This is a genomic window from Haliscomenobacter sp. (assembly GCF_041740695.1).
In the GTDB taxonomy this organism is placed as follows: domain Bacteria; phylum Bacteroidota; class Bacteroidia; order Chitinophagales; family Saprospiraceae; genus Haliscomenobacter.
Genome location: NZ_JBGSLK010000004.1, coordinates 1 through 6504 on the forward strand (window position 1 = coordinate 1; position 6504 = coordinate 6504).

General features: G+C 50.2%; 6 protein-coding genes. All 6 read right to left on the bottom strand.

From position 1 onward, the window contains the following. Positions 1-392: 392 nt before the first annotated feature. The 6 genes from ACEW9O_RS00695 to ACEW9O_RS00720 all read right to left on the bottom strand — a co-directional run bounded on the left by ACEW9O_RS00695 (position 393) and on the right by ACEW9O_RS00720 (position 6368). Positions 393-911 carry a gamma carbonic anhydrase family protein gene (locus ACEW9O_RS00695; protein WP_373548188.1) on the bottom strand — a complete coding sequence of 173 codons (519 nt, stop codon included), beginning with the start codon at positions 909-911 and terminating at the stop codon, positions 393-395. A gap of 95 nt (positions 912-1006) precedes the next feature. Next, positions 1007-1339 carry a putative signal transducing protein gene (locus ACEW9O_RS00700; protein WP_373548189.1) on the bottom strand — a complete coding sequence of 111 codons (333 nt, stop codon included), beginning with the start codon at positions 1337-1339 and terminating at the stop codon, positions 1007-1009. Between the two features lie 35 nt (positions 1340-1374). Beyond that, entirely contained in the window at positions 1375-2847 is a 1473-nt protein-coding gene (locus tag ACEW9O_RS00705) for a GDSL-type esterase/lipase family protein (RefSeq protein WP_373548190.1), read from the bottom strand. A 48-nt stretch (positions 2848-2895) separates the two neighbouring features. Further along, entirely contained in the window at positions 2896-4521 is a 1626-nt protein-coding gene (locus tag ACEW9O_RS00710) for a glycerol-3-phosphate dehydrogenase/oxidase (protein ID WP_373548191.1), read from the bottom strand. A gap of 170 nt (positions 4522-4691) precedes the next feature. After that, a complete protein-coding gene (locus ACEW9O_RS00715; RefSeq protein WP_373548192.1) occupies positions 4692-5525 on the bottom strand; it encodes a TonB family protein in 834 nt (277 codons plus the stop codon). Positions 5526-5549: 24 nt separating this feature from the next. Beyond that, positions 5550-6368 (bottom strand): energy transducer TonB, encoded by an 819-nt coding sequence (locus tag ACEW9O_RS00720; RefSeq protein WP_373548193.1) that lies wholly within the window; start codon positions 6366-6368, stop codon positions 5550-5552. Positions 6369-6504: the final 136 nt, after the last annotated feature.

Genomic DNA, 6504 nt, shown 5'->3' on the forward strand with positions numbered 1-6504 from the left:
CGGAGATTTTCTGTCTGGTCTAAGATTTTACGAGCCACTACGTGGGCGCTCGTCGATCTTTTGATGACGCTACGCGTCAGCTCGACGGTCGCACGTCTCAGAGCCTACCGTGCTTTAAACTTTTTCCGCCTGCTCAACCAGGAGTAGGATCTAGGCACCTGCGACCGTCGAGCCCGCTCGCGCAGCGAGCATTAAGGGACCGACGAGCGCCCACGAAGTGGTGGGTAGGGAGTTAAACTTAACGGAGATTGTCTTTCTGGTCTAAGATTTTACGAGCCACTACGTGGGCGCTCGTCGATCTTTTGATGACGCTGCGCGTCAGCTCGACGGTCGCAGGCTTTGGAGCCTACCGCGGTTCAAACTTTTTCCGCCTGCTCAACCAGGAGTAGGGCCTACTCCTCCTTAAACCATCCCGCGTACATCACATAATTGTTTGCGATCCGCTCGATGGTATCCTTAAACGTTTCGGCACTGATGGCCTTGATTTTTTTGGCGGGTACGCCAGCGTAGATGTGTCCGGCTTCCAGGCGGCTGTTTTCCAGGACTACGGCCCCGGCGGCGATCAGCACGTTTTCTTCCACCACGGCGTGATCCATTACGATGGCGCCCATGCCCACGAGTACATTGTCGTGGATGGTGCAGCCGTGAACGAGGGCGCGGTGGCCGATGGATACGTTGTTGCCAATGGTGGTGGCGGCTTTGAGGTAGGTGCAGTGGATGATGGCACCGTCCTGCACGTTGACTTTGTTGCCCATACGAATCGCGTTCACATCGCCACGGATGACGGCGTGAAACCAGACGCTGCAATCAGCGCCCATCACCACGTCACCTACGATGACCGCGTTTTCAGCCAGGTAACAATTGTCGCCGAATTGAGGGGCAATACCTTTTACGGGTTTGATCAAAGCCATATTTTTTTGGTTGAGGGAGGTTGAGAAAGTTGAGAAGGTTGAGTTAAGCAGTGTTTCATTCCTTCAAGCGATGCTTTTTATTGAAATAAAAAAGGCTATGCTCCAACTTCTTCAGGCTCTTCCGTGTCGTTGTTTGTTTCAAGGATGGCCAGGGCCTGCTCTGCGTCTTCAGCGCGTACGTACAAATCCACCTGCGCCCATTCCAGTTGCAAGATGTTGCTGGTTAGTGTATTGGTGATAAAACTGGGAATCTGCTGGTTGCGCAAAATCACCTTGGCCAGTTCCGCTTGCCAACTAAACGCGTAGCGTTGGATGCGGACTGTTTCGACATCGGGTGTAAAGGCCTGTTCCAATAGCTCGTCCAGTTTTCGGTCAGCAGCGGCTTCTTCTTCCCAGTCAAAATGGTCTAAAATGTCGTCAGTTGGCATGATCCAAGTTTAATATCGTAAAGAACGTTCGTAAGTTACAAAGGCCGTTGCTTGTAGGCAAGTTCGTATTCAGTGTGCCCACCCAACAAAAAAGTCAGGAGGAAGTTGCCCGCGATTTTGGCCCCGTTGCTGTTGAAGTGGGTATAATCGAGGTTGGCCAGTTTGGGGCGACGCCTTTCCACCCAATCCACCATCGAGTCTTCGCCACCCATTGCTTCATAAAAGCTAAAAAAACCGCAACCTTTGTCCATCGCCGATTGCCGCAGGGCTTCCGTGATCCGATAAACGCTGGGGTCGGAATGCATGGTTGCACCAGTTTTGATCGATTTGTCGGAGGGGCCAATCAGCAGGATCGGTACTCCAGGCATGGCCTTATGAAAATGCTCAATCACTGGATTCATTTCGCGGGTGTACCAGCTGTAGTCTTGCAGTTTGGCATTGAGCACATTCAGGCCGTATTGCAGGATGATCAGGTCGTAATCCAGGGTGCTTTGAAAACTGCTGAGTTGTTCCTGGCTGATGCGCATCAGGCTCCGACCAGAATTGCCGCGCAGCGAAAAATTGTCCACAATGACGCCGTTTGGTGTTTCCAAACTGACACCGTACAAGGGCAATGATCCTGGTATTTTAAAATCGGCCCGCACCCTGGTTGTCATGGAGTCGGCCAAGGTGATGCTGTTCAGGATTTCGCGCCCATCCAGCAGGATTTCGCGACTGCGGCCATTGTAGGTGCTGGTGACTTTGCGGATGGTTTGGGCCAAACTATCCCCCTGGGATTGGCCGTAAAACAAACGTACCGAGGAAAAACTCCGGGTGCCGTAAAAACTTTTGCTTGCGCCCCATTCTGACCAATGGTGTACGGGTATGGGTTTGGGTGGGGGCGCGGTGTCAATGGCAGCTAGTTCTCCAGTCGTGTCTTTGGGGACAATCAAGCGGGGGAACAAGGCTCGAAAGTTTTCACCCGAAATCCCGAAAGGGAAACGCCCGGGGTCTTTGTCGATCACGGTTTTGCGTTGCCAGTTGTTGGAAAAACTCAAACGCACCGACTGTCGAAAGCCCGGAATGGGGTTGTCGATGCCAACATAACCGACCCCTTTGCCGCCAAAACGTTTTTGGAGGCTATCGCGAAAAGTTTGGCAAATGAGGTCGCCTTCGATGGAGGAATCGCCGTAGTAGGCGATGCGGATTTGGCTTTTGCGCTGGCGCAGTTTTTCATAAAAATTGGCTAAATAGGTCAAGCCATGGTACCGATCATTGGCGTCGTAGGCGCTGATCTGGATTTCGGAAGCGGGGTTGATGACCGGGGCAGCCGGTTTTTTGGCCTTGGCTTTGGCGGCGTCGCGCTGTTTGTTTTTGGGTTGGGTGCTGCGCAGCGACTCATAAAAGTTGTAGCCGCGCAAGTGTTCTTTTAACCAGGGGATTCGATCGTGCACAGAGGGGTAAGTCAACAGCCACAGGGCTGCCAATACAATCACCAACCAGGCCCGAACAAAGGTGTTCTTTTCCATAATCGATTGCTGCTAAAACTGGGCGAAAATAAGAAAAAATATTAGTGTCTAGACCTTTGACTGAAAGGTAGCAATCAAGCCCTGATAAGCGCTTGCCGCATTTTGAACCTGCTCAGCTGACCAGCCCAACTCCTGGCCCAACAATTGCGTAACCAGCGGCGTCACCTCCTTTGTTGCCGCCCAATCCAGCACCTCCAAGCGCAGGCGACGGGCCAGTACGTCTCGTGGGTGCACTGCCATTTCGGCGCGGGCTTGATAGATGACTTCCGCTTGGATAAAAGGGTAGGCGGGATGCAAACGGGTCTTCCATGCTGCATTTTCCCCCAACAATTCCAGCACCTGCATGGCGCGGCTACCGTATTTGAGCGAAAGGTGTTCACAAACATCGGCGTCCAGGCCAAACTGGGTAGTCCAGTTTTTCCAGGCTAGCGGATCGTAAGCTTCGGCACCGGCGAGTAGTTGTTCTGCCGTGCTGCAGGTTTGTGTACTGGCCAAATGTTGGCAAGCCTCATCGATGGTATCGGCGGCCATTAGGCGGTAAGTGGTCCATTTGCCACCCAAGAGGCTGAGTAGTCCCGACTGGGCGTCCCATTCCACTTCATGGTCGCGTACCAGGGCTTTGGTGGAGCGGCTGGGATCGGAGGCGATCAGAGGGCGCAGGCCACCAAAACCAGCTTGGACCTGGTCTACTCCGATGGGTTGGGCCAGATAGCGGTTGAGGTTTTCGATTAAAAATTCACTTTCTGCCCGCTCTAGAACGGGTTCTTCTTCACTGGGGTAGGGCGTGTCGGTGGTACCCAGCAGGAGTTTGTTTTCCCAGGGAATGGCGAAGATGACCCGGCCATCGGTGGTTTTGGGGATCAAGAGTGCTGTTTCTGTGCTACCCAGCGCTTCGAGGGGTAAAACGGCGTGCACACCCTTGCTGGGAATGATGCGTGCCTCTAGCGTTGGATTGGCCTGTTGGCGTACAAAATCCGCGTGTGCTCCCGTGCAGTTGATGAACAAACGAGCACGGATGGAAAATTTTTCTCCACTCAACTCATCTTGGACTTGAGCGGCGAGGAGTTTGCCCTGCTCGTCTTTTTCAAAACCGAGCAAGGGGAGGTGGTTGGCCAGGACGGCCCCTTTTTCTGCTGCCGTTTTGGCCAGGAGCATGCAGTAGCGGGCGTCGTCGAGCTGGCCGTCGTAGTACAACACGGCGCTGTGCAACTTGGGGCTCAGGCCTTTGGCGCGTTGCAAAACTTCTTTTTTGCTGATCCAGCGGCTTTTGGGCATGGAGTCCCCTTTGGCAAAGGCATCGTAAACACGTAGGCCAATGGCGTAATAACAGCCTTCCACCCAGGAATAACAGGGGGTAAGCAGGGGCAGTGGATGGGCCAAAAAAGGGGCATTCTGGATCACGATATGCCGTTCTTCCAGTCCGTGGCGCACTTGTTTGAGTTGGCCCAAATCAAAATTATTGACAGCCTGCTCCAGGTAGCGAACGCCGCCGTGGATGAGTTTGGTCGACTTGGAGGAGGTGGCAGCGGCGAAATCGTCTTTTTCAATCAAGGCGACTTTGAAGCCGCGTAACGCTGCATCCAGGGCACATCCGGCGCCTGAAGCGCCCGCGCCGATGATGCAGATGTCGAAGGATTCCGTTTGGAGTTTGTGCAGGTATTGGACGCGATTCACTTGGTTCGGCAGTTTGGCCGAAGTTATGGATTATTCTGGAAAATCTGGTTTTTGAGTTCAAAGTGCTCTATATCCATTGAAAAAATGGCTCTTTTAGGCAACAATCTATGTGACTAAAAAAGCCATCAACTATAAACCATCCTTTAATCAATTCAGAGTTCCAGTCAAGATCAATAAATGCGTAAAACGATTTCAAAATCGCGTACTACGGTTCGCACGGGTTCTCCATTAAGTAGGGCTGGTTCCCATTTTGGCATTTTAGCAAACAATCTTAAGATCTCCTTTTCGATGCTTGAGTCTAATCCACGCGTGGCGATAGGTTGGGTAACACGCCCATCTTTTTCGATGAAAAATTGAACCAATACATCACCCTGGATTTTATCACGTATTGCTGATTTAGGATAGACTAAATTTTGGCCAATGTATTTCATTAAAGCCTCCCCCTCGCCTGGAAATCTGGCTACTTTATCTACTCCCTCACAGGTGAGTTTACCTTTCACAAAGGTTGCTTCTGCCAGAAAGTCAAAACGAATAGGTAAGCCCATTTCCACATTGACGTCTTCGCCCTTGAGTTTCCCCGGAATCCATTTTGGCATTGCTTTGACTACACGTATGGCTTCCTCATCTGCTGCTGGTGCCAGGCTTTTCATGATGCCGACATTTCCAATTGTACCATCTTTAAAAACTATAAATTTCACCACTACCTGCCCGAGTGTTTTGTTCGCTTGGGGAGAAACAGGGACATTGAGGTTTTCGGCTAAAAAAGCAAAAAGTTCCTGCTGCCCGCCTGGGAAACTGGGCAATTGATCCACCTTGCGGTGAATTTCTCCAGGAAGGGAGTCTCGATGAGCACTTGCTTTTGCGGTAAGATTGTACTGTAAAAAAAACAGCAATAGACAAACCTGAAAGGCATTGCATTTCCAATTGGCAAATGCGCCTGAAATTGGCTGGTGTGCTTGTATTAGGTGTTCCATATTGTAACAGTTATTTAGTTCCAAAATCAATTCATGGTCAGCTGACTTGCTCTTTTATCCCAGTTTGAATCGAATTGGCAAATTGAAAAAGACGCGTACCGCTTGTCCTTTTAATTTGCCAGGAATCCAAGGTGGCATGAGCGAAATTACGCGCAAGGCTTCTTCATCACAAGATTTGGTAATTCCTTTAGCAACTTTAAAATGAGAAAGGCTCCCATCTTTTTCAACGATGAAGCCAATCACTACCATGCCCTGTATCTCCTTTTCTTTGGCATCGGTTGGGTAGTCAATGTTTTCCGCCAAATAGCGCAGCAATGCCGCTTGCCCATCAGGAAAAGAAGGCATTGCATCAACCACTTTATACACATCAGCAAATTCGTCTTCTTCCAACTGAAACGGAACATAAATCATTTGTTTAGCCGCAATTGGTTCTCCGTCCAAAGTAGCTGGTTTCCATTTGGGCATCATTTTTAGCAGGCGGATCGCTTCTTCATCACAGCCTGCGCCAATTCCTCGTTCCACCAAAAAGTTTTCTGGAGTCCCATTTTTACTGACCGTAAACCGAACTAAGACGGAACCCACTACGCCATTTTCTTTAGCAATCTGTGGGTATTGCAGGTTTTTGGCCAAATACGTTTTTAGGCCTAAAGCACCTCCTGGGAAAGTAGCCTTCGTTACCGCTCCCGGAAAATCGATATCAAAATAGAGAGATTGGCGGATTTCGCTACTGATTTGAGCATGATCGCTCTCGATTCTACCCTTTATTACCGGGCGATAATAAGTGATTGGCAATCGAACCCAAGTCGAGACTGGCAAATCATCGTTTAGTCCTGGAAACCATTTGGGCATGGCATTGATTAATTTTTTCACCATACTACTGGACATTTTTGAAAAATGCGAGGAAAAGCGCGAAATTAGAGTTTACCAAGACGCTAAGAACGTATGCTTCCCTCGCACCTACGCAAATTTAAAACATTGTACACTAGGTTTGGCCTAGGAGCAGTAAAAA

Excerpts from the sequence above, each read along its gene's own strand:
- ACEW9O_RS00720 (WP_373548193.1), bottom strand. The coding sequence starts at position 6,368 with ATGGTGAAAAAATTAATCAATGCCATGCCCAAATGGTTTCCAGGACTA.
- ACEW9O_RS00695 (WP_373548188.1), bottom strand. The coding sequence starts at position 911 with ATGGCTTTGATCAAACCCGTAAAAGGTATTGCCCCTCAATTCGGCGAC.
- ACEW9O_RS00705 (WP_373548190.1), bottom strand. The coding sequence starts at position 2,847 with ATGGAAAAGAACACCTTTGTTCGGGCCTGGTTGGTGATTGTATTGGCA.
- ACEW9O_RS00700 (WP_373548189.1), bottom strand. The coding sequence starts at position 1,339 with ATGCCAACTGACGACATTTTAGACCATTTTGACTGGGAAGAAGAAGCC.